The sequence below is a fragment of the Allobosea sp. genome (assembly GCF_030694325.1).
In the GTDB taxonomy this organism is placed as follows: Bacteria; Pseudomonadota; Alphaproteobacteria; order Rhizobiales; family Beijerinckiaceae; genus Allobosea.
Window position 1 is genome coordinate 1 of record NZ_JAUXYO010000330.1, and the last position, 2,018, is coordinate 2,018.

At 72.2% G+C, this 2,018-nt stretch carries 3 protein-coding genes; all 3 read right to left on the reverse strand.

Annotation, left to right across the window (positions count from 1 at the left end):
* Positions 1–281: hypothetical protein (locus Q8M82_RS21135; RefSeq protein ID WP_371126430.1), on the reverse strand; the 281-nt coding region annotated here is incomplete at its 3' end.
* Positions 278–1,495 carry a hypothetical protein gene (locus tag Q8M82_RS21140; RefSeq protein WP_305693269.1) on the reverse strand — a complete coding sequence of 406 codons (1,218 nt, stop codon included), beginning with the start codon at positions 1,493–1,495 and terminating at the stop codon, positions 278–280. The genes Q8M82_RS21135 and Q8M82_RS21140, both read right to left, overlap by 4 nt.
* The coding region (locus Q8M82_RS21145) for an OmpA family protein (RefSeq protein ID WP_305693270.1) at positions 1,492–2,018 on the reverse strand (527 nt) is incomplete at its 5' end. The genes Q8M82_RS21145 and Q8M82_RS21140, both read right to left, overlap by 4 nt.

The window sequence follows — 2,018 nt, forward strand, 5'->3', positions numbered from 1 at the left end:
GGGCCGTCACTGGGGGTGACGGGCTCGGCCGGGGCCGTGGCCAGCATCTCGGCGAGGCGCTCGGCGGAGAAGGCATCGGCCTTTTCGGCCGGCTCCGCGCGGCCCGGCTCGGCGGGCTTGTCGGCGGGAGACTTGCCGGCACCCTTTTCGAGCGTCTGCAGCAGGGAGCGGAAGGCCTGGCCGCGCTCCTCGCGACCGCCGGCCGTCAGGCGCGCTTTTGAGCTCTTCGCGGCCTCGGCGCCACGGGCGGATGGCACGACAGGGGTCTCGACCTGGCTCATGGCCGGGCATCTCCGGATCGGGAGGGGGTGAAGACGGGGTCGGCGAGCAGCTTCTGCGCTTCGGCGAGGCTGCGTTCGGCGCCCGAGAGGAGGCGCTTGATCCGCGGGTCGAGATCGGCGGGTTCGGCCGGCGCCGCCGGGGAAAGCGTCTGCGCGCCCGTGGGCGCATCGACGATCTCGGCGGCGACGCGCAAGGCCGTGCGGAGGATATCCTGTTCCTCTGCCGGAAGCCGCCTGGCGTCGATGGTCTTCAGCGCATCGAGCGCGCCCCCGCTCCTGTCGATGCCGATGCGCGAGGCGGCGCGGTAGAAGGAGGCGCGCGTGACCATGGCCTGGTCTGCGCCGGGAATTCGCGCCACCTCCTCGGCAGCGAGGCGCGCCTGTTCGAAGCGCCCGCGCACCAGCGCGTCACGGGCGATGATCAGGAGCACGGCGCGCTGCTGCTCGCGGTCGAAGGCCCGGAGCGTCGCGACAAGCTTGGGGAACTTGGCCGGGTCGCGGCCGATGTCGAAGCGCACCAGCCCCGTGGCGAAGCTCTGGCGGAAATGCTCGGCATAGACCGAGCGGTCGAAGCGCCGCATGTATTGCGCGGTGCCCTTCTCCAGCCGGTCGAGATCGTTGATCTCGGCGGCGATGAAGACTGCCCGGCGCAGCGCCCCCTCCTCGACCAGCGAGCCGGGCGAGGCCAGCCGCGCCTGGTCGAGCAGCTGCAGCGCCCGCTTGTGATCGTCGCGCAGGATCAGCGTCGCCTGGACGAGGGCGAGATGGCCCGCCAGCGATTCATGAAGTCCCGCGGGATCGAGCGGCATCAGCAGCGCCTTCGCCCGGCCGCCATCGCCCATGACATAGGCGAGCGCGCCCTCGGCGAGTCCCTTGGGCAGCCCGGCCGGCTCCCCGCGCCTGACCAGTTCCGCCAGGGCACCGGGCTGGCCGCCGCTCAGCACATATTGCACCGCGGCGCGGGTGTTGCGGGGATCGTCCCAGACAGCCGGAGGCTGCGCCGCCATCTCCTGTTCGAGTTCGCGCAAGAGCCTGCCCTGGGCGGCATGGGCGGCTCGGTTGCCGGCGGCCGCCTCGTTCTGCAGCGACTGCAGGGTGCGCACCAGCTGATAGGGCGGGGCCGGCGCGGGCGGGAGATCCTGTGCCGCGAGGGCCGAAGTCGACAGAGCGCAGGCCAGCGCGCCGGCGAGCGCGAGAAGGGATCGGCGCCTCATGCGCGCTTCTCCCGGATCAGGATCTCGATGCGGCGGTTCTCGGCGGCATTAGGGTCGCTCGCCCGCGGCTGGCGGCTGGCATGGCCCTCGATATGCTCGATGCGCGACTGGCTGATGCCGCCCTGCACGAGCAGATCCTGCGCCGTATGGGCGCGTGAGGTCGAGAGCCGCCAGTTGTCGCTGCGGCCGTCGCGGAAGGGGCGCGCATCGGTGTGGCCGCGGATGACGATGGCGCCCTCGCGCTCCTTCAGCACGGCGGCGACGCGCTGCATGGCGGCGATCGTCTGCGGATGCGGCTCGGCCGAGCCGATGCCGAACATGCCGAAATTGGCATTGTCGGTCAGACTGATCAGCACGCCCTCATCGGTCTTGCGGACATCGACCTGCGGCTGGTCGGCCCGCTTCGGGCCGGCCCTGGCCATGGCCGAGGCAATGGCGGAGGCCATCGCCACGACGGCGCGCGACGCCACGGTGGTGGTCGTAGCGGTGGCCGCGAGCCCGGGGCGCGGCGACATCGCAGGCG